This window comes from Paraburkholderia terricola, from assembly GCF_900142195.1.
Lineage (GTDB): Bacteria > Pseudomonadota > Gammaproteobacteria > Burkholderiales > Burkholderiaceae > Paraburkholderia > Paraburkholderia terricola.
The window spans coordinates 1-25,748 of the sequence record NZ_FRAB01000033.1 but is presented as its reverse complement, the minus strand read 5'-3'; the positions used below and the strand labels follow the sequence as shown (position 1 = coordinate 25,748).

The 25,748-nt window shown below is 62.7% G+C and carries 25 protein-coding genes and 1 tRNA gene; 13 read left to right on the top strand and 13 right to left on the bottom strand.

What is annotated here, in order from left to right:
• Positions 1–145 precede the first annotated feature (145 nt).
• From carA to gloB, 4 genes are all read right to left on the bottom strand, one after another.
• Positions 146–1,300 (bottom strand): glutamine-hydrolyzing carbamoyl-phosphate synthase small subunit, encoded by a 1,155-nt coding sequence (gene carA, locus BUE39_RS23860; RefSeq protein ID WP_073431185.1) that lies wholly within the window; start codon positions 1,298–1,300, stop codon positions 146–148.
• A 438-nt stretch (positions 1,301–1,738) separates the two neighbouring features.
• Complete coding sequence (locus BUE39_RS23855; RefSeq protein ID WP_073431184.1) at positions 1,739–2,980, bottom strand: MFS transporter; 1,242 nt, start codon at positions 2,978–2,980, stop codon at positions 1,739–1,741.
• Between the two features lie 199 nt (positions 2,981–3,179).
• The gene (locus tag BUE39_RS23850; protein WP_073431225.1) at positions 3,180–4,823 is read right to left on the bottom strand and encodes a transglycosylase SLT domain-containing protein; all 1,644 of its coding nucleotides are present in this window, start codon (positions 4,821–4,823) and stop codon (positions 3,180–3,182) included.
• Between the two features lie 155 nt (positions 4,824–4,978).
• Complete coding sequence (gene gloB, locus BUE39_RS23845) at positions 4,979–5,770, bottom strand: hydroxyacylglutathione hydrolase (protein ID WP_073431183.1); 792 nt, start codon at positions 5,768–5,770, stop codon at positions 4,979–4,981.
• 17 nt (positions 5,771–5,787) lie between these two features.
• Here gloB and BUE39_RS23840 point away from each other — a divergent pair, with 17 nt between their 5' ends.
• The 5 genes from BUE39_RS23840 to BUE39_RS23820 all read left to right on the top strand — a co-directional run bounded on the left by BUE39_RS23840 (position 5,788) and on the right by BUE39_RS23820 (position 10,353).
• The gene (locus BUE39_RS23840; RefSeq protein ID WP_073431182.1) at positions 5,788–6,642 is read left to right on the top strand and encodes a class I SAM-dependent methyltransferase; all 855 of its coding nucleotides are present in this window, start codon (positions 5,788–5,790) and stop codon (positions 6,640–6,642) included.
• Entirely contained in the window at positions 6,639–7,085 is a 447-nt protein-coding gene (rnhA, locus tag BUE39_RS23835) for a ribonuclease HI (protein WP_073431181.1), read from the top strand. The genes BUE39_RS23840 and rnhA overlap by 4 nt, the downstream gene beginning before the upstream one ends.
• Before the next feature lie 81 nt (positions 7,086–7,166).
• A complete protein-coding gene (dnaQ, locus tag BUE39_RS23830) occupies positions 7,167–7,901 on the top strand; it encodes a DNA polymerase III subunit epsilon (protein ID WP_073431180.1) in 735 nt (244 codons plus the stop codon).
• Positions 7,902–7,949: 48 nt separating this feature from the next.
• Positions 7,950–8,024: transfer RNA gene (locus BUE39_RS23825), tRNA-Val, on the top strand.
• A 451-nt stretch (positions 8,025–8,475) separates the two neighbouring features.
• Entirely contained in the window at positions 8,476–10,353 is a 1,878-nt protein-coding gene (locus tag BUE39_RS23820; protein ID WP_073431179.1) for an ABC transporter ATP-binding protein, read from the top strand.
• Between the two features lie 146 nt (positions 10,354–10,499).
• Here BUE39_RS23820 and BUE39_RS23815 read toward each other — a convergent pair whose 3' ends face one another.
• From BUE39_RS23815 to BUE39_RS23805, 3 genes are all read right to left on the bottom strand, one after another.
• Positions 10,500–10,964, bottom strand: coding sequence for a DUF2214 family protein (locus BUE39_RS23815; RefSeq protein WP_073431178.1), 465 nt, complete (start codon positions 10,962–10,964; stop codon positions 10,500–10,502).
• A gap of 152 nt (positions 10,965–11,116) precedes the next feature.
• Positions 11,117–11,968 (bottom strand): hypothetical protein, encoded by an 852-nt coding sequence (locus BUE39_RS23810; protein ID WP_073431177.1) that lies wholly within the window; start codon positions 11,966–11,968, stop codon positions 11,117–11,119.
• Positions 11,969–12,209: 241 nt separating this feature from the next.
• Positions 12,210–13,274: a glycosyltransferase family 4 protein gene (locus BUE39_RS23805; RefSeq protein ID WP_073431176.1), complete on the bottom strand. Its 1,065-nt coding sequence runs from the start codon at positions 13,272–13,274 to the stop codon at positions 12,210–12,212.
• Between the two features lie 666 nt (positions 13,275–13,940).
• On the opposite strand from BUE39_RS23805, the gene BUE39_RS23800 reads away from it, so the two are divergent.
• Entirely contained in the window at positions 13,941–15,812 is a 1,872-nt protein-coding gene (locus tag BUE39_RS23800; RefSeq protein ID WP_176035815.1) for an ABC transporter ATP-binding protein, read from the top strand.
• 119 nt (positions 15,813–15,931) lie between these two features.
• Here the strand turns inward: BUE39_RS23800 and otsA are convergent, their stop codons facing one another.
• Together otsA and otsB are read right to left on the bottom strand one after the other, a co-directional pair.
• Positions 15,932–17,404: an alpha,alpha-trehalose-phosphate synthase (UDP-forming) gene (gene otsA, locus BUE39_RS23795; protein WP_073431175.1), complete on the bottom strand. Its 1,473-nt coding sequence runs from the start codon at positions 17,402–17,404 to the stop codon at positions 15,932–15,934.
• Positions 17,405–17,459: 55 nt separating this feature from the next.
• The gene (gene otsB / locus BUE39_RS23790; RefSeq protein WP_073431223.1) at positions 17,460–18,209 is read right to left on the bottom strand and encodes a trehalose-phosphatase; all 750 of its coding nucleotides are present in this window, start codon (positions 18,207–18,209) and stop codon (positions 17,460–17,462) included.
• Positions 18,210–18,586: 377 nt separating this feature from the next.
• Between otsB and BUE39_RS23785 the strand changes: the two genes are divergently transcribed.
• The 3 genes from BUE39_RS23785 to BUE39_RS23775 are packed head-to-tail and all read left to right on the top strand — an operon-like array spanning position 18,587 to position 20,591.
• Positions 18,587–19,240, top strand: coding sequence for an SCO family protein (locus BUE39_RS23785; RefSeq protein ID WP_374709824.1), 654 nt, complete (start codon positions 18,587–18,589; stop codon positions 19,238–19,240).
• Positions 19,241–19,256: 16 nt separating this feature from the next.
• The gene (locus BUE39_RS23780) at positions 19,257–19,718 is read left to right on the top strand and encodes a copper chaperone PCu(A)C (RefSeq protein WP_073431174.1); all 462 of its coding nucleotides are present in this window, start codon (positions 19,257–19,259) and stop codon (positions 19,716–19,718) included.
• Between the two features lie 9 nt (positions 19,719–19,727).
• The gene (locus tag BUE39_RS23775; RefSeq protein WP_073431173.1) at positions 19,728–20,591 is read left to right on the top strand and encodes a cytochrome c oxidase assembly protein; all 864 of its coding nucleotides are present in this window, start codon (positions 19,728–19,730) and stop codon (positions 20,589–20,591) included.
• Positions 20,592–20,653: 62 nt separating this feature from the next.
• Here BUE39_RS23775 and BUE39_RS23770 read toward each other — a convergent pair whose 3' ends face one another.
• Positions 20,654–21,148 carry a GNAT family N-acetyltransferase gene (locus BUE39_RS23770; protein ID WP_073431172.1) on the bottom strand — a complete coding sequence of 165 codons (495 nt, stop codon included), beginning with the start codon at positions 21,146–21,148 and terminating at the stop codon, positions 20,654–20,656.
• A 186-nt stretch (positions 21,149–21,334) separates the two neighbouring features.
• Between BUE39_RS23770 and BUE39_RS34930 the strand changes: the two genes are divergently transcribed.
• Positions 21,335–21,559: a hypothetical protein gene (locus BUE39_RS34930; protein WP_159442589.1), complete on the top strand. Its 225-nt coding sequence runs from the start codon at positions 21,335–21,337 to the stop codon at positions 21,557–21,559.
• A gap of 29 nt (positions 21,560–21,588) precedes the next feature.
• Here the strand turns inward: BUE39_RS34930 and BUE39_RS23765 are convergent, their stop codons facing one another.
• The gene (locus BUE39_RS23765; RefSeq protein ID WP_073431171.1) at positions 21,589–22,347 is read right to left on the bottom strand and encodes a TraB/GumN family protein; all 759 of its coding nucleotides are present in this window, start codon (positions 22,345–22,347) and stop codon (positions 21,589–21,591) included.
• Positions 22,348–22,682: 335 nt separating this feature from the next.
• On the opposite strand from BUE39_RS23765, the gene BUE39_RS23760 reads away from it, so the two are divergent.
• Positions 22,683–23,105: a hypothetical protein gene (locus BUE39_RS23760; protein WP_073431170.1), complete on the top strand. Its 423-nt coding sequence runs from the start codon at positions 22,683–22,685 to the stop codon at positions 23,103–23,105.
• A 691-nt stretch (positions 23,106–23,796) separates the two neighbouring features.
• Positions 23,797–24,246 carry a hypothetical protein gene (locus tag BUE39_RS34415; protein ID WP_143031980.1) on the top strand — a complete coding sequence of 150 codons (450 nt, stop codon included), beginning with the start codon at positions 23,797–23,799 and terminating at the stop codon, positions 24,244–24,246.
• 15 nt (positions 24,247–24,261) lie between these two features.
• On the opposite strand, the gene BUE39_RS23755 is transcribed toward BUE39_RS34415, so the two are convergent.
• Positions 24,262–24,474 carry an AidA/PixA family protein gene (locus BUE39_RS23755; RefSeq protein ID WP_073431169.1) on the bottom strand — a complete coding sequence of 71 codons (213 nt, stop codon included), beginning with the start codon at positions 24,472–24,474 and terminating at the stop codon, positions 24,262–24,264.
• Between the two features lie 522 nt (positions 24,475–24,996).
• Positions 24,997–25,458, bottom strand: coding sequence for a hypothetical protein (locus BUE39_RS23750; RefSeq protein WP_073431168.1), 462 nt, complete (start codon positions 25,456–25,458; stop codon positions 24,997–24,999).
• A gap of 54 nt (positions 25,459–25,512) precedes the next feature.
• Here BUE39_RS23750 and BUE39_RS23745 point away from each other — a divergent pair.
• Positions 25,513–25,748 (top strand): transposase (locus tag BUE39_RS23745; RefSeq protein ID WP_073431167.1); only part of this gene is annotated, 236 nt, incomplete at its 3' end.

The window sequence follows — 25,748 nt, the reverse complement described above, 5'->3', positions numbered from 1 at the left end:
TCGGCGCGCGTCGTTGCTACGCTGCGCGCGCTCTGTTTGTGCGGCTCGCCCGACAGGCGCTGAGCACAGTGAGTGCGCCGAGTGCGTGGCGCGGCTCGGCCGCGCGCGCCGCAACGGCGCTTCACAGGCCCGCTTCTATCGCCTCTTACGCCGCCGCGGTCCTGCCTGCCTTCTTCGCGTCCATCAACCCGGTGAAGCGGTCGAACAGATAGGCGATGTCGTGCGGACCAGGCGATGCTTCCGGGTGCCCCTGGAAGCAGAACGCCGGCTTGTCGGTCAGCGCGAAGCCTTGCAGCGTGCCGTCGAACAACGAGACATGCGTGACCCTGGCGTTGGCCGGCAGCGTGTCGGCGTCGACCGCGAAGCCGTGGTTCTGCGACGTGATGACCACGCGGCCGTCGTCCAGATCCTTCACCGGATGGTTTGCGCCGTGGTGGCCGGTCTTCATCTTCAGGGTCTTCGCGCCGAGAGCGAGCCCCATGATCTGGTGACCGAGGCAGATGCCGAACGTCGGAATGCCGCGCTCGATCAGCTCCTTCGTGGCCGCGATCGCGTAGTCGCACGGTTCCGGATCGCCGGGGCCATTCGAAAGGAAAATGCCGTCCGGGTTGAGCGCGAGCGCGTCAGCCGCGCTGGCTTGCGCCGGCAGCACCGTGACGTGACAACCACGCTCGGCCAGCATGCGCAGGATGTTGTACTTGACGCCGTAGTCGAACGCGACCACGCGGTACTTCGGCGCATTCTGCTTGCCGTAGCCCGTGCCAAGACGCCATTCGGTCTGGGTCCATTCGTAGGCTTCCTTCGTGGATACGACCTTTGCGAGGTCCATGCCCGAGAGGCCTGGGAACGAACGCGCGAGTTCGATGGCCTTGGCCTCGTCGTCCGAGCCGGCCAGGATCGCGCCGTTCTGTGCGCCCTTGTCGCGCAGAACGCGGGTCAGCTTGCGGGTGTCGAGGCCGGCGATGGCGACCACGCCTTCGTCCTGCAGATACTGCGAGAGCGTGCGCTCCATGCGGAAGTTCGACGCGAGAACCGGCAGATCGCGAATGATCAGGCCGGCGGCATGGACTTTCGTAGCCTCAATGTCTTCAGCATTCACACCGACGTTACCGATGTGCGGATACGTGAGGGTCACGATCTGGCGCGCATAGCTCGGATCAGTCAGGATTTCCTGATAGCCGGTGATAGCGGTGTTGAACACGACTTCGCCGATCGTATGCCCTGGGGCGCCGATGGAATAACCACGAAAGACCGTGCCGTCGGCGAGCGCGAGCAGAGCGGGAGAAAATGACGGCAACACGGGAGACTCCTTGGGGAACACCCTGTTGCCGACCTGTCTATCCGACTGCGAGCCGCAGCGAAAAGCATCCACGGGATGCGCGCGCAGACTCGCTCGCGTACTGCCGTCGACGTTGCAAGGGGCGCGATGAGCCCATTGTCTGGACGGATCGGCTGGTGCGTGGCCCTTCTTGCTACGCAAACGGCGCGCGGCGGATGAACGGTATGGGAGAGGTAGGCGCTAGGGTGCGGGTTGATAAGCTCAAACCTTGTAATTATAGCTGGAAACTGCCCTTCTCTCCAAATCCGAGATGGGGAGCGAACCAGGGCGCGCGTCCGCAGAAATCGGTGAAACCCTTGCTGGGCGGAGCGCTGCCGCCGTCGGTCAAGACTTGCGGCGAGCGGAATCGGGATAGCGTCGGCAAACGCGCTCGGGCCGGCGCAGCGCCGCGCGACAGTCTCAGGCCTCGTGCTCCGCATGCAGCACGACCGGCCGAACAGGCGTGCGGCCAGGCAATACGTACCAGACCGCGCTCAACACCTGCAGCCCCACCAGAATGCCCCAGGCGGTCAGATGCGCGACCGCCGGATAGTGGCCGCCGCTCGCCGGCCAGCGCGACAGCACCGCACCCACGCCGATCTGAAAACCGAAGATCAGCAGAAAGATGATGAGCGTGAGCGTGGTGTTCACCCGGCCGGTCATCTGCGCAGGAAAATGCCGTGCCATCACCGCGTAGCTGAGAATGCCGGTGCCGCCGAAAATCCCATACGCCGCCCACAGCAGACCTGCGGGCAGCGGCGCGCGGAACATGATCAGCATTTGCGTCGCAACGTAAAGCGCCATGCCCACGCCGCAAAACGCATACAGCGAGACGCCGCGGCGTTCGAGGACGCGCGCCGCCGCGCCGAAACCCACGCAGCCCGCCATCATCGCAAAGCCCAGAATCGACACCAGCGCGGCCGCCTCGGGCGGCTCGAAGCCCTGAACGTCACGCAACCAGGCCCCCACCCACAGCGATTGCATCGCATAGAACACGCCTTGGGTGACGACCGAGAACGAAGCGATTTTCCAGAACGCGGCGCTGCCCAGGATATGCAAGGTGCCTTTGAATTGAGTGCCAAGACTCGCCTGTCGGCGCGTTTCGTGCGCGTCCGGCGCAAGCGTCCATTGCGCCAGCGCCACCAGCACCGTCAGCAGAACCAGTCCCACGCAGACCGTGCGCCAACTCGCGAAGCCGAGCACCCACGTGAGCGGCGAGCCCACCATCACGCCGCCTAAACCGCCGATCGCCATCACGAGTCCGTTCATCAGCGGCAGGCGCGCCAACGCGAAGTGCTGCGCCAACGCCTTGAAAGCCGCGCCGAGGCACACCGACACGCCGACGCCGATCAGGAGCCGCCCGACCATCATCACGCCGACGCTATGGGCGGCGCCGAACACCCCTATTCCGAGCGCGGCAAACAGCAGGGTCGCGGCGGTCACGCGCCGCGCGCCGAAGTGATCGAGCAACACGCCGGCCGGAATTTGCGCGCCCGCGAAGCCGAGGAAATACAGGCTGGTCAGCAAACCGAGATCGGTTGCCGACAAGCCTAGGTCATGCGTGATGAACGGAGCAAAGCCCAGGTTGACGCCGCGAAACACGTACGAAACGAAGTAACCGGCGGAAAACAGGAGAAAGACGCGCAGTTGGGTCGACGACATAAGCTTCGATCGGGGCGGCCGGTCGGCCAAAGCTCGAACGATAAAGGAAATCCGTCGAACTCGCCCGCGATGAACCGCACAACGAAAAACGCCGTCACACAGGTGACGGCGTTCGCAAGACTTCGGTGCGAGCGCATCGCTATGGCGGCGGTGCTCCAGTACTGCGTGGCCTCACTACCGAGGCGGAGCGGCTTTCGCGCTATTTGCTCTTCTTCGTGTCGGCCGCGGTTTTCGACACCTTGCTGGATGTGGAAGCCGACGCTTTCGTCACCTTGCCCTTGCTCGCGGATGCCGCCGGCTTGCCGGCTTTGCCCGCGGGCTCGGCCACCTTGACCACCGCTGAACGGCCACGGCCCTTCTTCGTGTCACCAACGCGCGTGCCGATTTTCTGGACGCCGCCGCCTTGCACGTTGGTGGCAATGCGTTCGGGGCCGGGTTCGCTCGGCACCGTCTTGCCCACCGGCACGTGCAGCACGATGACCTGGCCACGCGAAACCTCGTTACGATGCGTGCGATTCCACGACTTTAACTGGCCGAGCGAAACGCCGTAACGTGCGGCGATCGCCGCCATGCTCTGATTGCGGCGCACGCGGATCAACATCTTGCGGGTATCGGGGACGTCCGGCTCCATCGCCAGAACCGCGCTTTCGGCAACATCGGCGCTGATGTCCTCGTCGTCGTCCGAACCGCGCGGCACCACGATCGTGGAGCCCGGCTTAAGACGCATGCCGGCCGGAATCTTGTTCACTTCCATCAGCGTGTCGGCGTCGACGCCGATTTTTTGCGCGATCGCCGCCGGCGCCGAACGCTCCGTGACGGTGTAGGTAGTCCATGAGGACAGCGAACCCGAATACGTCTTCAGATTGCGCTCGAAGGCGCTCGCGTTGTCGAACGGCAGCAGGATCTGCGGCTGCGTGGCGCCGAGAATCACCGGCTTCCTGAACGATGGATTCAGCGAACGGAATTCATCCAACGAAAGATTCGCCAGCTTGGCAGCCGTGTCCACGTCGATATCGTGCGAGGTGGTGACCGTGACGAAATACGGGTGATTCGGAATCGACGGCAACGCGAGCCCGTACATTTGCGGGTTCGCCACGATGTTTTTCACCGCCTGCAGCTTCGGCACGTAGTTGCGCGTCTCGTTCGGCATGCGCAAGCTGAGGTAGTCGGTGGGCAAGCCCGCCGCTTCATTGCGCGCGATCGCGCGCTGCACATTGCCCTCACCCCAGTTGTACGCGGCGAGCGCGAGCTGCCAGTCGCCGAACATGTCATGCAGACGCGACAGATAGTCGAGCGCGGCACTGGTCGAGGCCAGCACGTCGCGACGCTCGTCCTGCCACATGTTCTGCTTGAGGTTGTAGGTGCGGCCGGTGCCGGGCATGAACTGCCACATGCCGGCCGCCTTCGCCACGGACAAAGCCTGCGGGCTGTACGCCGATTCGATGAATGGCAGCAGCGCGAGCTCGGTCGGCATATGGCGCGCCTCGAGTTCCTCCACGATGTGATAGAGGTACTTCTGCGAGCGCTCGGTCATGCGCTGCACGTAATCGGGACGCTGCGCGTACCAGTTGACCTGCATATCGACGAGGTCGGTCTGCAAATCCGGCATTTGAAAACCGCGGCGAATACGGCCCCAAAGATCGGCATCCGCGCTGGTCAGTTGAGTGACTGAACCCTGATCGACGTTAATCGTCTCTTTGGCGGTGGCTGTCTTGCGAAGGGCGTCGGCTACGGCTTGCTGACTGGCGGGATTTGTTGCGGTGGTGGGGCTATTCGTTGTCGGTCCCTGGCTCGCGCAAGCGGCGAGTGTCAGGACCAGCAACGCACTTAAGATAAATCTCATGAACGTCTCGGTTTCCACAAGGGCTGGAATTTGAGCCGATAGTACGAAACGCCAACGTCCGCGTCAATCGGAAAATTACGAAAAAATCAAGTAAATCTAGGGCTTGGCGAATTTTTCGGATTATTCCCCTGAACAACACCCTCATGCGAATCCGGTTAACGGAAGCGGTTTTTCCATTCACGCATCGATGTGAATGCCGCCAACCGGTCAGAGACCTTCTCATGCAACTGCGCCTGCAAGCTCGCTTGAACGGCCGGATTGCCGGCGCGCAAAAACGGATTCACGGCGCGTTCGTGGGCGATGGTGGTGGGCAGTGTCGGCGTATTGCGCGCGCGGAGTTCGCTCGCCTTGTCGCGCCAGGCTTGCAGCTCGGCATTGTCCGGCTCGCAGGCGAGCGCGAAGCGGATGTTCGACAGCGTGTACTCGTGCGCGCAGTGGACCTCGGTCGCGCCGGGCAGCGCGGCGAGCGAATCCAGCGAGGCAAGCATTTGTTGCGGCGTGCCTTCGAACAGCCGGCCGCAACCGCAAGCGAACAGCGTGTCGCCGCAGAACACGTGCGGCGTGCCGCGCGGGTCCGCCGCCTGGAAGTAGGCAATATGTCCGCTCGTGTGACCAGGCACCTCGAGCACGCTGAATTCGAGCGCGGGGGCCGCGATCGTCACGTGATCACCATTTCGGAGACGGTGTGTGAGATGCTCGATCGCTTCACCGGCGGGGCCGTACACGGGAACGGCCTGGCCATTCAGCAGATCGGCCACCCCGCCGACGTGGTCTTGATGATGGTGCGTGAGTAAAATAGCGCTCAGCCGCCAACCTCGTTTCGCCAGATAGGCGAGCACGGGTGCGGCTTCGCCCGGATCGACGACCACCGCCTGGTGTCCGTCGGAAACGACCCAGATGTAATTGTCTTCAAACGCCGGGACCGGTACGTACTCGAGCGCATTCATAGGCGACGCATTTTGATATGACTGACCGAGCGATTATAGACTGGCCCGCCTGGACCGATTCACCGCCTGGCCGCTACGTGCTCGAGTGGGAGCAGACCCAGCTCGACCGCGTGGTGTCGGACGTGTTCGGTTACCACGCGCTGCAACTTGGCCTGCCGCAGCTCGACGCCTTGCGCGAAAACCGCATGCCGTGCCGCGGGCTGGTGCTCGATGCCGCGAGCGGCGCGAGCGCGCCCTACACTTTTCCGCGTGGCCCGGCGCAGGCCGGCAACGGCTCCGCGGGTAACCGTTCCGCGCAAGCCGAGCCCACCGTCCTGACCGCGCCGGCCGGGCGCAGCGCGGTATGGTGCGATCTGCTCGACTTGCCGTTCGAAGCGCAAAGCGTCGACCTGATCGTGATGCCGCACACGCTGGAATTCACCAGCGACCCGCACCGGCTGCTGCGCGAAGCCGAGCGCGTACTGATGCCCGAAGGCCAGTTGATCATTCTCGGCTTCAACTCGCTGTCGTTATGGGGCGCGCGGCAATCGGTCGGCAAAATGACCGGGCGGCCCTTTGTGCCCGCCGCGGTCGATCTGATCGCCTTCACGCGCCTGAAGGACTGGATCAAGCTACTGGGTTTCGACCTTGAACGCGGGCGCTTCGGCTGCTATCGTCCGCCCCTCGGCAGCGATCAGTGGCTGTCCCGCTACGGTTTCATGGAAGCCGCCGGCGACCGCTGGTGGCCGATTTTCGGCGCGACCTACATGATCAAGGCGATCAAGCGCGTGCGCGGCATGCGTCTCGTCGGCCCGCTGAAAGTGAAGAAACCCGTCCTCGCTCCGGGCCTCGCGCCCGCCGCCACACCGAACACACGCAACCACACTCAATGACTTCCGATCACATCGATATTTATACCGACGGCGCCTGCAAGGGCAACCCCGGCCCCGGCGGCTGGGGCGCGTTGCTGCGCTTCGGCGACCAGGAAAAAGAACTGTTCGGCGGCGAGGCGAATACCACCAACAATCGCATGGAACTGATGGGCGTGATTGCCGCGCTCGAAGCGCTGAAGCGCCCCTGCAAGGCGGTCGTGCATACCGACTCGCAGTACGTGCAGAAGGGCATCAGCGAATGGATTCACGGCTGGAAAAAGAAAGGCTGGATCACCGCCGCGAAGCAGCCGGTGAAGAACGCCGATTTGTGGAAGCGGCTCGACGCGCTCGTCGCGCAACACGAAATCGAATGGCGCTGGGTGCGCGGCCACAATGGCCACCCGGAAAACGAACGCGCCGATCAACTGGCCAATCGCGGCGTCGCGTCGCTCGCCGAACTGTGACGTCCGCCATGAGGTCCGCGCCGGCACCCATGCGTGCACCCGTCTTTTTTGCTGCAATTTTTTGAAGCAGGCTAATCCCCCATGCGCCAACTCATCCTCGATACCGAAACCACCGGCCTGAATGCACGCACCGGCGACCGGATTCTCGAACTCGGTTGCGTCGAACTCGTGAACCGCCGGCTAACCGGCAACAACCTGCACTTCTACATCAATCCGGAACGCGACAGCGATCCGGGCGCGCTGGCGGTGCACGGCTTGACCACCGAGTTCCTGAGCGACAAGCCGAAGTTCGGCGAGATCGCCGACCAGATCCGCGACTTCATCCAGGGTGCGGACCTGATCATTCACAACGCACCATTCGATATCGGCTTCCTCGACGCCGAGTTCGCCCTGCTGGGTCTGCCGCCTGTCAGCACCTATTGCGGGGAAATCATCGACACGCTCGCGCGCGCCAAACAGATGTTCCCCGGCAAGCGCAATTCACTCGATGCGCTGTGCGATCGCTTCGGCATCAGCAACGCGCACCGTACGCTGCACGGCGCGCTGCTGGACTCGGAGTTGCTCGCCGAGGTCTATCTGGCGATGACGCGCGGCCAGGAAAGCCTCGTCATCGACATGCTCGGCGAGTCTCACGCGAATGGAAACGAGCATGCGCCGCGTGTGGCGATCGACTCGCTCGAACTGGTCGTGATCGCCGCCAGCGACGACGAAATCGTGGCGCATCAGGCCGTGCTGGACGGTCTCGACAAGGCGGTCAAGGGCACGAGCGTGTGGCGCCTCGAAACCGTGCCCGCAGCGGATGAGCAAGCCGCTTAAAAAATACTGGACGCGTAAAAAAAACCCTGACATAATTCGGCTCTCTTCGGGTGGTTAGCTCAGCGGTAGAGCACTGCCTTCACACGGCAGGGGTCACTGGTTCGATCCCAGTACTACCCACCAGAATTTTGGTGTGTCGATCACCGAAGACTAAAGGGCTTATGCAGAAATGCGTAGGCCCTTTTCTATTTGCCGCTCAAGCTTCAGCGTCTGATTGCATGCCGCAGTGCGCCAGCCTCGTCAGGCTTGCGCGTCAACACCGAAACTTCGTACGATTGCAGCCGCCAGGCACTTGCTGATATAGTCGGCACTCGGGCATTCGCCCCGTCCATCTTCTTCACCTCATTCGACCATAGGGAGGCGTCACATGTTTGCAGTGCACATCGCCATCCCTTACATGGTCTCGCGACCTTAATCCGTCGCTTACGCGGCTCCGCCTGAACCCGGCGTTCCGCGCAAAATCCCAGACAGTCCACAGTTTCATTGCCGGTGCTTTCCGGCACGCTTCGACTGTCTCGTTCTCTCGCTTCTGACTGGAACCTCGGTGCGCTCATGCGTCGCCGGGTCGTCGCAAATGAACAGAAAAAAACTCGACTTTCGCGGACAAGCCTTCAAGGACGTCCTCGGCTTCACCTTCCTGCATTGGGCGCGGCAGCCCTGGCGCATCGTCGCCATCACGGTGCTCGTGCTGCTCTCGGCCGTGGCGGACGTGCTCACGCCGATGTTCGCCGGGCATCTCGTCGACGCGATCGCGTCCGGCTCGGCCGGCAACGCCGTCGCCTGGCACGCCGCGCTCACGGCCTTCGGCCTGCTGAGCGCGCTTGGGCTCGGCGCCACCCTGCTTCGCCAGGGCGTGTTCTTTCACATCATCAAGCTCACGCTCAAGATGATGAGCGAGGTCGCCGCGAACGCGTTTCATCGCGTGCAGCGCTTTTCGACCGACTGGCACGCCAACAGCTTCGCCGGCTCGACCGTGCGGAAGATCACGCGCGGCATGTGGGCGCTCGACTTGCTCAACGATACGCTGCTGATCGCCCTGTTCCCGTCGCTGGTCATGCTGGTCGGCGCAACGGCCTTGCTCGGCTGGCGCTGGCCGATGATGGGCGCGGTCGTCGGCATCGGCTCGGTGTTGTATATCGCGGTGACCGTGGCCCTGTCGCTCGGCTTCGTGGCGCCCGCCGCGCGCCTTGCGAATGCGTGGGACACGCGCATGGGCGGCGCGCTCGCCGACGCCGTCAGTTGCAACGGCGTGGTGAAGGCGTTCGGTGCCGAGGAGCGCGAAGAGGCGCTGCTTGCGGGCGTGATCGGCAAGTGGCGTCATCGCACGCGCCGCACGTGGATGCGCGGCACCATCAATGGCGGCGTGCAGGGCGGCATGCTGGTGGCGATTCAGGCTGCGATTCTCGGCGCCGCGCTGCTGTTGTGGATGCGCGGCGAGGCGAGTGTCGGCGACATCACGTTCGCGCTCACCATGTTTTTCATGCTGCAAGGTTATCTGCGCGAGGTGGGCATGCACATTCGCAATCTGCAGCGTTCGGTCAACGACATGGAAGAGCTGGTGTCGCTGGAACGTCAGCCGCTCGGCATCGAGGATCAGCCGGGCGCGGGTCCGATCGTGATCGGCAAGGGCGAGATTCGTTTCGAGCACGTCACCTTCCATTACGGTGCGAACGCCACGCCGCTCTACGACAACTTCTCCGTGCGGATCGCGCCCGGAGAACGCGTCGGACTGGTCGGCCATTCGGGTTCGGGCAAGACGACCTTCATCAAGCTGATCCAACGCCTTTACGATCTGTCGGAAGGCCGCATCACGATCGACGGTCAGGACATCGCACACGTGCGGCAAGCGTCGTTGCGCAGCCAGATCGCGATCGTTCAGCAGGAGCCGGTGCTGTTTCACCGCTCGCTCGCGGAGAACATTGCGTATGCGCGGCCCGGCGCGAGCCGCGCCGAGATCGAGCGCGCCGCGAGGCTCGCCAGCGCGCACGACTTCATCGCGGCGCTGCCCAATGGCTACGACACGCTGGTCGGCGAACGCGGGGTGAAGCTGTCGGGCGGCGAGCGTCAGCGCGTGGCGATCGCGCGCGCGTTCCTCGCCAACGCGCCGATCCTGATTCTGGACGAAGCCACCTCGAGCCTCGACAGTGAAAGCGAGGTGCTGATCCAGCAGGCCATGGAACGGCTGATGATGGGCCGCACGACGCTAGTGGTGGCGCACCGCCTGTCCACCGTGCGGGCACTCGACCGGTTGCTGGTGCTGGACAAGGGCAAGGTCATCGAGGAAGGCAGTCACGATGCGCTGATCAAGCTCGAGAACGGGCTGTACCGGCGGTTGTTCGAACGTCAGGCGCTGGAACTCATCAAGGGCTTGAGCGAGCCGGATACCTTGCCCGAGACGGCGGCCGCCAAGGCAAACCGGACAGATGATTCCAGTCTGCTCGTGGGGAAGTAACTTGCAACGAATGTGTGGAACGTCGAGCGGAGACCGCCGGTAAGTACCGGTAGCAAACGGTTTGCGCTGGCGTTTCACACGCTTAGCGCGTTGGCCGTACAACGCGACGGCACGCCCCGCCCGGTTTTATCGTTGGGGCGCGCCAGCTACACCGCGCCCGCGGACAAGCCAATGCCGCGCGCCATTCCCGCGGCCGCGAACACCATCAAAACCAGCAGCACCGTTTGGATCACGCTGAGGTGGGCATACGAACGCGCCTTTCGAAGATCCGGCGCGGCGCCCTTCCTCACCGCGGCGCGCCAGCGCATCAGCGCCAGCATCGACGGTACTTCGAGGACGAGAATCACCACGAGCAGCGTCATCTTGACGTGAAAGAGCGGCTCATGCAGGTAGTAGTCCGCGCCTTTTTCGTAGGTGCCGAAGACGCGCATCAAGCCGGTAATGACGAGCACCAGTGCCGAGAGGCCCCAGCGGGTGTCGGCGCGGAACAGGGATCGCAAGGCCGCGGGCACAGTGGCTCGGCGTAGCGCCCAGGTACGCCGGAGAATCGACGCGAGCGCGAACCCATAAGCGAGCAGATGAATGGCGGCAAGCAACCAGCGAACCAGCATAGCGACTCCTGCAAACGACGCGATACGATCGGTGTACGTCTGACCCGCCGGCCTTGCAGCGCCGTGCGGCACTCACTTCATTATCGACCAGCGCTTACTTTACGACGCCCGCTTCGGCCACCGCGTGTGGCCGACTGCACAAAGCGTCGGATTCAGACTTGCTGCAAAGACGTGTCGAGCGCACGCGCGGCGACCCGATCGCCTTCGGTAGTCAGCGCGGTGCGGAATACGGTCTGTCGGTTATGGCCGGCAGCAGCCGGCGAGTCCCACAGCAATTCGATTTTCGGGCGGCGGCCGAAGGCGCCGCGCGCCAGCGACGGCGCAGCGGTCGAGCGAGGCGCCGCGTGCCCGTCCGGCTCGCCGGCCGTCGCGAACACCACCGTGCGAGCGGCCGCCGGCGTGCCGCGCACGCCTTGCGCGGCGGCCCAACGCACCGACAATTCGCGAGCGTCGTACTGCCCCACCTTGCGACGCTCGGCCCACACGCTCACTGTGCGCGTGACGGGATCGAGCGCAACCGCATAGCGGCCGATCGCAAAGCGGCGCGCGGCGACATTGGTTCGCCACAGCGCGCGCGGGCGGCAAATCCACAGGACGGCCGCGTATAGCGCCGGCGCGGCCAGCAGCCAGCCGTTGGTGGCCGCCACCGTTTGCACGGTGCGCCGCCAACCGGCGCTCGCCGCGAACGCGCCCACCGACCAGACCGCGAACAGGAATCCAAGGAAAGCAAACAGACGCAGCGCCTGGCGCAGCCATTGCGGCAGCGGATGAAACGGACGCTCGGCCACGGCGCGCGCGCCGGGCAGGAAGATCAGCAGGAACAGGAACACGAGGTTGATGCACGCCCACGGCGAGGACACCATCGCCGACAGCGCCGCGCCCAGGTCCATCTGCGCCATCGAAAACAGCCAGCGAGCCAGAAGCACGAGACCGATGGCGCGCAGCGCGAAAATCGTTCCGGCGCCGGGCGCCGCGTTCGCGCGCGTCTCTTTCGTTCTCGCCAAGGCATCCTCCTGTCGTCGGCGGCGCCGCAGCCAAATTTGCGGCACGGCCATTATAGGGATATTACGGAGGGTGACCCATTCTTGCAGACACGAAACCCTCCATTTCCGCCGCTCCTCGGGAAAAACGCGGCGCGCATGCAACAACGCCCCGCGGCGAGTGGCTCACGGGGCGTTACTCGCGGTTCAGTGAGCGCCCGAAAGCGCCTGGTGAACCGGCTTGACTGCTTTTACCTATGGCGCATTAGCTGGCGTTGACTTCGCGCAGCACCGTGCGATGCTTCTGACGCAGCAGTTCCTCGTAGGTGGCGACGTAGTTCTGCGCCATGACCTTCGACGAAAAGCGCGACTCGAACGCCTTGCGCACCGTTTCGCGCGGCAACGTGTGCAGACGCTTGACCGCGGCGACCGCGCTGATTTCATCTTCGACGACAAAACCCGACACGCCGTTTTCGATCACTTCCGGCACCGAACCGCGATTGAACGCGATCACCGGCGTGCCGCAAGCCATGGCTTCGATCATCACCAGACCGAAGGGCTCCGGCCAGTCGATCGGGAACAGCAGCGCGTGGGCGTTGCCGAGGAACTCGGTCTTTTCCGATTCGCTGATTTCGCCGATGTATTCGACGTGCGGCAGCGACATGAGCGGCTTGATCACTTCTTCGTAATAGGCGCGGTCGGCCTTGTCGAGCTTCGCGGCAACCTTGATCGGCATGCCGGCTTGCTGGGCGATGCGAATCGCGGTGTCCAGACGCTTTTCCGGCGAGATGCGGCCGAGGAACGCGAGGTAGCTCGGCTTCACGTCCTTGATCGGTGTGAGCAGGTTTTCCGGCAGGCCGTGATAGACGGTTTGCAGCCAGTTCGCCTGCGGCAGCGGAATACGCTGGTTGTCCGAAATCGACACCACCGGCACGTCGCTGAACGTGTTGAAGATCGGCTGCAATTCCGGCAGATCGAGACGGCCATGCAGCGTGGTCACGAACGGCACCGGCTGGCGGGCGAACAGCGAGAACGGGTAATAGTCGATATGGAAATGCAGGACGTCGAATTCGTCCGCGCGGCGGCGCACTTCCTCGAGCAGCAGCATGTGCGGCGCCATCACGTCGCGAATGGTCGGATCGAGGCGCAGCGCCTGCGGCCAGAAAGCTTCGAGTTTTGCCGAGGTTTGCGAATCGCCGCTCGCGAACAGCGTCACATCATGGCCCTGTTCGACCAGCGCTTCGGTCAGGTAGGACACGACGCGTTCCGTACCACCGTACAGCTTGGGAGGAACCGCCTCGTGCAACGGAGCGATTTGAGCGATTCGCATAATGAAGAACTCCTCGTAAAAAATCAGGCAAAGGTACTGCGTTTGATAAAAGCGACTCGCTTGCTCGCCCGGGCCGCCTGCCGGACATGCCGGCGCGGCCTGATTCTTCGAGAAATCTTGCGATGGGTCGCCTGGATAGTGGCCCAGACCAGTCGATCACCGTCTGCGCATGTGCCGGTAAACGCACTCGCGCGGCCTACGTTGACAAACTGTCAGAAATTTCAGGAGCCTACGGAGCACGCATTATCGATGCCCGAATCCTTGCCGCGCCACGACATTTCAAAGTCTTTACGTTGTTACACGAGGGAAACACTTTACAAACCCTTGTTTTATAAGGCGGTTCTACAGTGGCGGTTGGCCTTGGACAGGTCCGGTCGACCCGACATGTGCAAGCTCTTGCAAGCTTGCGCGTCAACTTTACCGGCAGCGTTGAAGCAATGACGCGCCTCGGTTGAAGGCAATTTGTAATTGTATCTCGAAACTTTTCGCAGCCGGCGTGAACCCCACGCCGTGCTGGGCGGTCGAGCAACTACAGGTTGTGCAGTTCTATCGCGAAATCACTCGCGTCACGGCCCGGATACCCAGGGCGTAATCGCTTTTGCATGTTTACAATGCGAAGCATCGGGTTCGCGGCGAACCCTTTTTTCCGTATGGCCCGCGCTTTGCATGCGCAAGCCGAAACCCATCGAACCCACGATCAATTTGGAACACTTAACCATCGCCCAGCGCAACGCCCAGAACGCAAAGCTCGCGAGCTATGCGCATCGGCCGCTTGCGTTTCTTTTCCGCTTTATTCGCCGCCACCCGCTCGCGCATGCGATCGTCGTGTGCAGCGTATTCGCGGCCGTGGGCTGTGCGCTCGCATCGCAATACGCGATCAAACACCTGATCGACGTGCTCGGCCAGGGCCGGCATCATCCCGGTCCGCTGTGGGGGGCGTTCGCCATCCTGGTCGGCCTGATCGCCGCCGACAACCTGCTGTGGCGGGTCGGCGGCTGGGTCGCCGCGCACACGTTCGTCGCCGTGACCGGCGACTTGCGGCGCGATCTGTTCCAGTATTTGAGCGGACACTCGCCGACCTATTACTCGGAGAAGCAGCCGGGCATGCTCGCGAGCCGGATCACGGCCACCTCGAACGCGGTGTACACCGCCGAGAACACCACCGCCTGGAACGTGCTGCCGCCGTGCATCGCGGTGCTCGGCGCGATCGTGATGATCACCGCGGTGAATCCGCTGATGGCCGGCGGCCTGATGCTGTGCTCGGCGATCCTGTCGGTCGTGCTGTACAAGCTCGCCGGCCGCGGCTCGGCGCGTCATCATCATTTCGCCACCCGGGCGGCCTCCGTGGACGGCGAACTGGTCGACGTGATCAGCAACATGGGCCTCGTGCGCGCGTTCGGCATGACGTTTCGCGAGCAGCAGCGTTTCGGCGCGACCGTCAAGGCGGAAATGGAGGCGCGCCAGCAGAGCCTGCTGTATCTGGAGAAGCTGCGCCTGCTGCACGCGGTGATCACCGCGTTGCTCTCGGCCGGCTTGCTCGGCTGGGCGCTGTGGCTGTGGGACCAGGGCCGGGCGACTTCCGGCGACATCGTGCTCGTCAGTTCGCTCGGCTTCACGATTCTGCACGGCACGCGCGATCTGGCCGTGGCGCTCGTCGACGTCACGCAGCACGTGGCGCGGCTCGCGGAGGCCGTGCGCACGCTGCTCGAGCCGCACGGCATGCCGGATCGCGACGGCGCGACGGAACTCGTGCCGCAAGGCGGCCGGGTCGACTTCGAAGGCGTGACGTTCGCCTACCCGCGCCGCCGTCCGATTCTCGATCACTTCGATTTGCATATCGAGGCGGGCCAGCGGGTCGGCCTGATCGGCAAGTCGGGCGCGGGCAAGTCCACCGTGCTGGCGCTGCTGCAGCGTTTCTATGAGACCCAGGGCGGCGCGATCAAAATCGACGGCCAGGACATCGCCACGATCACGCAGGACAGCCTGCGCCATGCGATCGCGCTGGTGCCGCAGGATATCTCGCTGTTCCATCGCACCGTGTACGAGAACATCGCCTATGGCCGTCCCGAAGCGAGCCGCGAAGAAGTGCTCGCCGCCGCGCGCGAGGCGCGTTGCACGGACTTCATCGAGGCGATGCCGGAAGGCTTCGACACGATTGTCGGCGACCGCGGCGTGAAGCTTTCCGGCGGCCAGCGTCAACGCATCGCGATCGCTCGGGCGATCCTGAAGAACGCGCCGATCCTGCTGCTGGACGAAGCCACCTCGGCGCTCGACAGCGCGTCGGAAGAAGCGATCCAGAAAGCGCTCGACCGCCTGATGGTGGGCCGCACGGTGATCGCGATCGCGCACCGCCTGTCGACGCTGAACAACTTCGACCGGATCATCGTGATGAGCGCCGGCAAGGTAATCGACGACGGCAGCCCGGAAGAGCTGCGCCTGCGCCCCGGTCTGTATCGCGATCTGCTGTCGAAGCAGTACGGCAAGGGCGCGACGCTGCATGTCGGCGGCAAGAAAGTCGACGAACAGCACGTGGTCTGAGCCACGCGCGACGCGGTGTAACCCTGCGCTGTAACCCGTCAGCAGGCTGCAAACAGAAAAGCCGCTCGAAAGCGGCTTTTCTGTTTTTCCGAACCTCGGGAGGCAGCCTTTTTAAAGCGCTATCCGGCCAGCGTTTCGCGCGCCGCCTTTTTCCCCGCCACGGCGCGCGCCTTCCCGCTTCTGGTGCTCCTTGCACCATTCCCGGCGCCGTCGACACCTTGCAGATCGCGCATGAAGTTATCGCGCCACACCGATACATTGTTCTCCCGCAACTGCACCATCATGTCGCGATGACGCGCCTGGCGCTCCGCAAGCGGCATGTCCAATGCGCGAGCAAGCGCTTCGGCCATGCCGTCGATATCGACCGGATTCACGATCAGCGCGCCATCCAGTTCCTGCGCCGCGCCGGCAAAGCGTGACAGCACGAGCACACCCGGATTCTCCGGGTCTTGCGCCGACACATATTCCTTGGCGACGAGGTTCATGCCGTCGCGCAACGGCGTGACATAACCGACGTGCGCGGTGCGAAACAGCGCGGCCAGCACCGAGCGCTCGTATTGCTTGTGAATGTAGAGAATCGGCGTCCAGTCCAGTTCGGCGAAGCGGCCATTGATGCGTCCCGACTCCCCTTCGAGTTGCAGACGAATGTCCTGGTACGCGTGCAGGTCGGCGCGCGTGGGCGGCGCGATTTGCAGGAACGACACCTTGTTGCGTTGCGCCGTCGCATGTTCGAGCAGACGCTCGAAGGCACGGAAACGCTCGACCAGCCCCTTCGAATAATCGAGGCGGTCCACGCTCATGATCAGCTTGCGCGAATGCAGCGTCGCCTTCATCGTGCGCACCGGTTTGCCGCGCTCGCCGGCTTTCGCCAGTTCGGCGATCTCGTCCGGATAGACGCCGATCGGGTACGCCGACGCGCGCAACGTGCGGCCGAACGCGTGAACGGTGAGCGGACCGCTCGCCGATGCGTCGACCGTGCCGTTCGCCTCGTTGACGATGTAATCGCAGAACGCGCGCAAGTCCGGCCTGGTCTGGAAGCCCAGCAGATCGAACGAACACAGCGCCTCGACCAGTTCCCGATGCGGCGGCACCGCGAGCAGCACCTGCGAAGCCGGAAACGGAATATGCAGAAAGAAGCCGATGCGATTTTTCACACCGGCCGCGCGCAACGCCTGCGCGAACGGAATCAGGTGATAGTCGTGGACCCAGATCACGTCGTCGTCGCGCAGAAGCGGCACGAGTTGCTGCGCGAGCCATGCATTGACCCGCCCGTAGCCCTCGAAGTCGTGCCGGTCGTAGTGCAACAGATCGGCGCGGTAGTGGAACGCGGGCCAGAGCGTCGCATTCGAGAAGCCGCGATAGTACTGATCGTAGTCGCGGCGCATCAGCGCGATGGTCGCGAAGGTCACCGGCCCGCGCTCCTCGACCTTGATCCGCGGCTGACCCGAGCTCAGCACGTCGCCGCTCCAGCCGAACCACATGCCGCCGGTTTCCTTCAGCGCGTCGTACACGCCGACCGCCAGACCACCCGCCGCCGGGCCGCCCTCCGAGATCGGCGCAACCCGGTTCGATACGATGATCAGTCGGCTCATGAAGCGCGATTCCCGATACGGTGCGTTAGGTGCGTTGAGCGGCGCGGCGTGGCGATCATGCCCTGTGCGCCGCCGCGATAATCGATTCGACCCAGTCGAGCAGCGCGGAGACCGATTCGATGCGCGTATGCGCCATCGTCTCGCCCACGCCGACCTTGATCGACAGGCCGCCGCGCTCGTTGACGACGGCAAAGCCTTTCTCATCGGTCAGATCGTCGCCGGCGAACACCGCGAAGCGGCCGACGAACGGCGGCTCGTCCAGGAACGCGCGCATCGCGCGGCCCTTGTCGACGTCCTTCGGCTTGATTTCGTAGACCATCTTGCCGGGCTGCAGCACGTATGCGCCGGGGTAATCGGCCACCAGACGCTCGGTCGCCTCGCGCGCCACCGGCTCGCGGTCCGGCGCGTTGCGGTAGTGCAGCGCGAGCGCCGCGCCCTTGATTTCGAGCAGCATGCCGGGATGTTCGTTGACCACCTGCGCGAGCACCTGCTCCATTCGCAACAGCCGCTGATCGTGAAAGCCGATGCGCTGCGTGTCGCCGTTCGCGTCGCGCCGCTCGGCGCCATGCAGGCCGGCAATCGGCAGGTCGGGCATGCCGAGGAACGCGTCGATACTGTCGATGCCGCGGCCCGACACCACCGCGACCGCGCCGTTCGTCAAACGCCGCAGTTCGCTCAGCAGTTCGACCACGCGAGGTTCGACCTGCACGCCATCCGGCGTGGGTGCGAGCTCGACGAGCGTACCGTCGAAATCGAAGAAAAATGCCGTCTCGCTCGGAGACAGGACAGCCGGAAGTACTTGCATCGGTTGGTTTTGCCTTTCAGCCTTGTGCGGCCGGAAAAGTGTGCGCATCTTACCGCGCATCAGTCAATTTTTCGAGAAAGTAAGCGAGGACACAGGCTCGGCCTGACGGCGCGCGGCAAGACCGCTTCGGATTGCATTCAAAAAGAGAACGATCAGGCTGCAGCCGGCTTTCATCGGCGTGCGTCAAATTGCCTCGCAAACCGCGCGCCAGCGGGCGCTCGACGACGCCACCGGAGATTTTGCGATACAGTCGCTGCCACGCCGGACCGTTGCGGTCACGTTCATATTTGCACGATCTCGCGGCTTGGCGGCGATGGCGGCTGCCCTTCAAGCGCCGCTTTTTAATCGAGTCATTGATACCTGCTTTGTTCCCGACCATCTCATCACGACGCCGGCAAGCCGATCGCGCACCGTCAGACCGGCCGCGCCTGGTGCAACGGTTCGCGCTGCGCGCGGTCGTCGCGATCGCCGCGCTGGCAGCGCTCGCCGGCTGCACGCAACGCGCCGAGCCCTGGCACCTGACCAATGTGACCGGGCACTTGCCGGACCTCGACTTCACGCTGACCGCCGACGACGGCCGCGCCGTCGACGGCGATTCGTTCAAGGGCCGCACCGCGCTGGTCTACTTCGGCTACACGCATTGCCCGGATGTCTGCCCGGAAACGATGGGCCGGCTAATGCAAGTGCTCGGCAAGCTCGGCCCCGACGCGCGAAAAGTGCGCATCCTGTTCATCACCGTCGATCCCGCGCGCGATACGCCGCAGGCCCTGCACGATTACGTCGGCGCCTTCGACTCGCAACACGCCGAAGGGTTGACCGGCACCGACCGGCAAATCGAGTCGCTCGCCAAGCGCTACCGCGTCGCCTATCAGATGGAAAAGCGCGACCCGAATGGCAGCTACGAAGTGACCCATAGCTCCGCCGTCTACGTGTTCGATCCGCAAGGCCGCGCGCGTCTGCTGGCCACCGACCACGACACCCCCGATGCGATCGCGCAGGACCTGCGCCGTATCATCGATGACCGCTCCTGACCTTTCCGATTCCACTATGTCGATCAAGAAAAAACCGTTCGCCGCCCTCGCCTGCACCCTCGCCCTTTCGTTCGGTTTCGCTCCGCCCGCGCAAGCCGCCGGCGCGCAGGCGATCAGCGTCAAGGACGCCTGGGTCCGCTGGCTGCCCAACAACTTGCCCGCCGCCGGCTACGCGACGCTCGTGAATGCCAGCGATAAGCCGGTCGATCTCGTCGATATTTCGAGCAGCGATTATGGCGACGCGATGCTGCATCAGACCGTGTCGAACGGTTCGTCGCAGAAGATGGTGATGGTCGACAGGCTCACGGTGCCCGCGCACGGCCAGGTGGCGATTGCGCCGGGCGGCTATCACGTCATGCTCGAAGATGCGAAGCGCAAGATCGCACCGGGCGACACGGTGCGTCTCAAGCTGAAGTTCTCCGACGGCGAAACGCTCGACGCGCCGTTCGCCGTCAAATCGCCGGCCCAGACCAAGTAACCCGCCGCGATGAACCTGCTCTACTGGCTCGATCCCTGGGAGTTTTCGCCGACCGTCGTGATCGCCCTGCTGGTGCCGGCGATCCTGTTCGTGCGCGGCGCGCGCAAGGCGAAGCTGTCGGCCGCCCGGCGCGTTTCCTTCTGGTTCGGGCTGGTGGCGTTATACGTCGCCCTGCATACGCGGCTCGATTATTTCTTCGAGCATGAGTTCTTCATGCATCGCGCGCAGCATCTGGTGCTGCATCACCTCGGGCCGTTCTTCATTGCGCTGTCGTATCCGGGCACCGCATTGCGCGCGGGAATTCCGTTCGGCTGGCGGCAGCGCTTCGTGCGGCCCGCGCTCGAAACCCCGGCGGTGCGCAAACTGCTCGATATCGTGATGCATCCGGTGGTCGCGGTCACGTTGTTCGTCGGCCTGATTTACTTCTGGCTGATGTCGCCGGTGCATTTCGTCGCGATGCTCGACTGGCGGCTTTATCGCGTGATGAACTGGAGCATGGTGATCGACGGCCTGCTGTTCTGGTGGCTCGTGCTCGATCCGCGGCCGGCGCCGCCGGCGCGTTTGTCGCCCGGCAAGCGCGTGCTGGTGGTGATCGCCGCGATACCGCCGCAAATCATCCTCGGCGCGTTCATCTTCTTCACGCCGCGCGAGTTGTATCCGATCTATTCGATCTGCGGCCGTGCCTTCACGTGGCTGAGTCCGATGCGCGATCAGCAGATCGGCGGGCTATTGCTATGGATTCCGGGCTCGATGATGAGCGTGATCGGCGCGCTGGTGGCGCTGCGTCACTGGATGCGGCTCTCCGCTCGCGGACGCCTGCGCGGCGAACGGCGCGCGCTGGCGGCGCAAGCGTTGGCGCGCGGCCAACGCTGAGCCAGGCGTCCGGCACAGGAGCCGGCCGTTCGGCGCGCACGCGCAGGGCTTCGTGACGACGCTCAGGCCGAGCGCATCCAGACGTGCGGAATGCCGTCCTCTTCGTGGATTTCCGATACCGGCGCGAAGCCGAACGCCCCATAGAAGCCTTGAAGATGCGCCTGCGCATGCAAACGAACCGGCGTCCGCGGCCACTGCGCGCGGATGTGTTCGAGCGCGCGTTCGAGCATCGCGTTGCCGAGACCGATGCCGCGAAAATCCGCGGTGGTCAGCACGCGACCGATACGGATATCGGCATCATCGGCGTCGGGCAACAGCACGCGCAGATAGCCGGCCAGCGGCGGACGCGTTGCGCCGGGCCCGTAGGCCAACAGATGCCAGGCGTCGGTATCGAGCCCGTCGATGTCGCCATACAGGCAATGCTGTTCGATGACGAATACCGCGCTGCGCGCGGCCAGCATGGCATAGACTTCGGCGCTCGTGAGTTCGTCGAAGGCTTTCCAGCGCCATTCGATTTCAGCGAGCCGCGCGGCGGCAGTGTGCTTCGGTTCGTTCATGGAAAGGCTCAAAAGAAGTGGGCCGGGACAGGTGGCGGCGATCCGCAATTATGCCGGGCGCGCTGCGCTTGAGTCACGCGGCAGCGCGCGCGTGGTGACGATGCATGCGCAAAAAGCAGCGTGAGATGCTCGCGGCGCATGAAGCACGTCCGGTCCCGCTGACGCCCCGAGCCGCGCTCAGCGGCTATGAACGGTGCGCGCTTTCGACGCCTGCTTGTGGCTGTACATCGCGGCATCGGCCGCCGCCAGCAGTTCGCCGATCGCGCCATGCCGCACCGGATCGTATTGCTTCTGGCCAACGCTATAGCGGATCTGATAACCGCGCTGAGCCTGGGCGTTGCGCGCGTCGAGCAGGTGCGGGTACGAGTCCGGGGAGTTCTGTCATACGGGACGTTCACGCTCAACTCGTGATGCCGCGAGGCATGCGAGACGCGAATCCGCTACGTGCTCGCAAAAACCGGTTCGACGGGATGCGCGAGACAGTCGATCAGGTTGCCGGGACCGCACAGATGCAGCGCGCCCACCACGATCAACGTCCGTTCGGGACGCGTTGCCAGATCCTTCAAACGCGCCGCCCAGGCGCGATTGCGTGCATCCAGAATCGCCTCGCGGATGCCCGGCAAATTGAACATCGGCGATTCGGCGGCGATGCGCTGCACCTCGGCCAGATCGCCGTCCAGCCAGGCTGCGTGCATCCGCTCGAGCGTGCGCTGCGGTTCCGCCAGATCGGACATCAGCAAGCCGAGCGCGGCGCCGATCGCATCGAGCGGAATCGATTCGAGCGACGCGGCCACTTCCTGCGCGGTCTCCAGATACCGATACGGTTTGCCTTGCGTGATCGCCGAGCGCAGCATGCGCGGCTCGACACCTTCGACCACCTGCTGGAACAACGTCGGCGCGACGATCAACGCCGCCCACGGACGCAGATCGGCGAGCGGCGCCAATGCTCCCTCGACGGGCCACGCCGCCTCGAGACGGTGCCAGGCATCGGCGGATAGCAGCGACCGCAGCCGGTTTGCGCCATCGTGCGGATGCGCCTTCAGAAACGGCAGGATCGTCGGCGGATCGGACTCGAAGACCAGCGCTTCGGCCCAGTCGTACGCTTCGGCGATCCACGGCGGCATCTTGCGGCTCGCCGCGGGGAACAGATGCATCGAGCCCAGCAGACGGACCTGGGTGCCGGTGAGTTGTAGATACATGCAGCCTCGGTGCGGACGGGAAAATGATGCGAAGAAGCGAGCGATTCACGTAGTGACGCCGAGCGCAATCCCAACAGCGGAAAAACGCAGCGGTGTTCGAGATGCCGGCTTTGGCCGTGCGTGATTACCCGCACGCGAAGCCGCCATTATCCGCATCTGCGGCACAGCGCACACAGTTGGCGGAATGGTCGTATGCCAACCGACGTTTCCCACGCATGCCCCCCTGTAAAACGACAACACAGATTGGCGACGCGCAAATCGGGTACCGGCCCGGTATGCGTCCCGATAAGAAAAACGTCGAAACGAAAACGTAGAAACAAAAGGGGGAGTAAAACATGTCAACGAAATGGCGACACGGCATCTGGCTTGCCACGATGCTAAGCGTAAGCGCTGCGGCGCATGCGGACATAGACTGCAACGGGGGACGCGGTGGGTATCGCATGCAAACATCGGATAGCTGGTTTCACAGCGACAAGCTGAAGCACTTCGCGGTCTCGGCGCCTTTCGGCGCACTGGGCGCCTACCTGACGCGCGATACCGAGCATCCCGTGATCTACGGCACGCTGATCGGTACGATACCTGGCTTGATCAAGGAAGGCATCGACGGCACGTGCCGCGGCGGCGGGTTTTCGTACAAGGATCTGGTCGCCGACGTAGCGGGCGCGCTGACCGGAGCATTGCTGACCAACTGGGCCATCAGCTATAGCCGGGATGGCCGCAGCCGCACCGTCGCGATTTCCTATAGCCGACGCTTCTGAATACCGTATCGACCTGGTGCCGATAATTGGAAAGCGCCTCGCATCACACCGCGCGCACCGCATTGACATGCATGACAAGACGCCGAAAAAAGAAAAGCCCCGACGAGTCGGGGCTTTTCCTTACATCAACTACTGGAGGCGCGAGCCGGAGTCGAACCGGCCTAAACGGCTTTGCAGGCCGCCACCATCCCTCTTGATTCAATCACTTACATCGATTAACCATCCAGATTAACCACTTCACATATCTTTGCCGGCGCTGTCCGTTTCCGTCGAGAGACCGGTCGCGGCCATCAAGTGACGTCTGCCTCTGCCAGCGACTGGACCTTCGGGCGACCGCTTCGCTTGGACAACGGACCTTTGCGTGAGGATGCCGGGAATTCTTGAGCCTGATGGCGAATCCAGGAGACTGGAAAGACAAAATTGATGAGACTGCCGAGGACTGTCATCCCGCGAGGCCGGGGCAGGCCGACGGTACCTACCAACATCGACAGGTTGTTCCGATGTACTAGCCGCGCGATAATTCGTATGATTATTGGGGGACTACCTCGCACTTGCGGAACAAGCGCCGCGGTCAACCGATAAACCTTTGCAACAATTCCAAAGCGTGCCTTTTGAGCTTAAACCACCACGAAGCCGTATCGTTGAATCGGAGACTCTTCCGTTTCAATCAATACACTAAGCGAGGAACGAAATGATTTTGAAAGAAGGTTACGCGACTATACTTAGTCACGACAAGACGCTGCAATTCGCAATAGATCACCAAATAGTGGGCCAGCAAACGAAAACATCGCCGCTAATATCGTATCCCACGAACAACGGAAATCCTGCTGAAATATTCCATATAGTTCCGGATCCAGAAAACGGTGCGATGCATAATATTTTAGCCGATGGTGATGCATACCTCGGAATCGTGGGCGATTCTTGGCCTATTAACGGAAATAATGTGGGCGGGATCCTGATCGCTTGTGGCGTTAGTTTTGCAGAGAGAGCATACTTTTTTCTGCGAGATGACAATACGTTACTGATTACACCGGGACCGGGTCTACAACTTGTTGCGGCGGCCTGGACCAATTTTGCCACTATCACGGGTGTGCATAACGCGGGCGATACAATTGAATTTAACTTCAATTACACAAGTTGACTAGCAGAAATCTGGTCATGCCATGAACTCTAAATCGCCCGTCCCCTGTCCTTTCACGGGGCCTCGCGAGCCAGTGCAAAGCATGAACTGGCCGGTGTGCGTGATGCCGGTCGGAGTTTTCCAATCCTTGCTTGGATTCTTGGTTATAGCCTTAACATATTCCGTGTCGATTACCACCAGTATATTGACCTGTTGGGTGGTCGCTAGCAGAGTCACGTCGGATGTCATAAGTGTTCTCCATTGCGTAGATTTCGCGGGTTTAATCTTGACGACACTTCTTCAACATGTTGCCCACGCAATTTCCCACGATTGCAGTCCGAGTACACCTGTCAGCGTTTACAGGTTTATGCCTTTGTTCCCGCAAAAATAGAAATTTCCAACGCAAACAGGTTGGTGTTCGCCATATAAAACAGCACCCCAAACACGAAGACTTCGCGCTTGCCAACGAAGCGGGTTGTCCGCCGTAGTTCGGCTTAGGCGGCAGCTTTCAAGGTACATCGACATTCAGCGCCTCGTACCCGCCGGCAAGTCATCGGCCATAACAGTCGTCTGGCATAGCTTACGAGGGCGACCGAAACGGGCCGGCAACGGCAAGCGGACATCGCGGGCGTACGTGTGCCCGGCTCCCTTGAATATAGTTTTCTTGACTCTGAGCGAAAGCGAGTATTTTTGTCAAAATTTTTACTAGAGTGGTCACATGGGCCGATCCGAATTTCAGACTTATTGATCCAAGCCTCACGGTACTTTGACTCACGACGCCGGAACTCGTGCCTCTTTAGGTGTTCCTCCGCCGATACACCCATTTTCGAAATCAGGCGTCTTGATGGATGAGCAGCGATCGGAATTAGCTCGTAACAGTTGGAACAGCTGGTCTGCATCCAACGATGTTGCCTGAATTACAAATCGTCCATCAGATTGAAGCAATTGAAAACGAATTTCCGTGCGTGGCGCAGATTTTTTTTGCAAGACGAGGGACATCATTTCCAAAGAACTGCGATAAGACTCGCCCTCATCCAGCAGGGGAATAATATCAAATGTGAGTAGTTTGCTTCCAGGCTGAATAATGGCATCCGAATCATTTCGAAGCCTAAATTTTGTAGCTCCCGCTAAATATTCACTGTCAACCCATACTCTGCCAAGCGACGCTGGAGCATCACCGCGGTTAATGACAACAACCCTAACAGGCTGCTGAAGTATCGGCGGTAATGTCATCGCTGAAGGCCCCTGAAGCGTTGATGGAAGACCCCCACTTGCCCCTTGGAGATCATGCGCGGCGCCGACACATTCACCGAGAGTTTGTTTTCCATGCGCAAGCTGGACGACTTCGTTCCGAAGTCGCATCCGTTGCGTTCGATCCGGGTGATGGCGAACGAAGCACTGGTGAAGATGGATCGGTTGTTTGCCGGGATGTACGAGGCCGACCTCAAGGGTGGGCGGCCGAGCATCGCGCCGGAGAAGTTGCTGCGAGCCATGCTGATCCAGGTGCTCTACAGCATCCGCTC